A 534-nucleotide genomic window follows, 5' to 3' on the forward strand; every position below is an offset into this window, starting at 1 on the left:
TTCGTATGAATCAAGTCAGATAGATCATCACTCATTAAAATCCAAGGATTAGATTCATCATCAATGCTAATTCCCTGACTATCTTGATAACGATAGAGTCGAGATAATAGATTAGCACCTCTTTCTTTCACAATTTCAATTTTTAAGGTCAATTCATAATCTTCAACAGGATTGAGCATTTTGTCTTCTCCTACAATATCGACATAAGATACATTAAACTTCTGACAAATGATGTCTATTAGTTCCGTAGAGACTGAACTCGTTCCATTTTCATAACGACTTAAGCTATTTCGAGAAATTCCTACAATCCGTGCAAAGTCGTGTTGTGTTAAGTCATGTGTTTTACGTAAGGATTTTATGTTCTTTCCAATCATGGCAAACTCCTTTATTTTTATAATTCAATTATAGCATAAAAAAGTATAACGCACCAATTTTGGTGCATTATTGACTATTTTTCCTAAATCTCTCTAAATTCTTCTCCAATTGTTCCTTATGAAGTTGATTCTTAGCTTCCTTTAATGTGTCGTCCAAAGT

At 32.4% G+C, this 534-nt stretch carries 1 protein-coding gene; it reads right to left on the reverse strand.

Annotated features, from left to right (window positions below):
- On the reverse strand, nucleotides 1-374 hold a 374-nt coding region (locus QZ114_RS08950), incomplete at its 3' end, for a helix-turn-helix transcriptional regulator (protein ID WP_295502412.1).
- Nucleotides 375-534: the final 160 nt, after the last annotated feature.

The sequence above is a fragment of the uncultured Streptococcus sp. genome, assembly GCF_901875575.1.
Taxonomy (GTDB): domain Bacteria; phylum Bacillota; class Bacilli; order Lactobacillales; family Streptococcaceae; genus Streptococcus.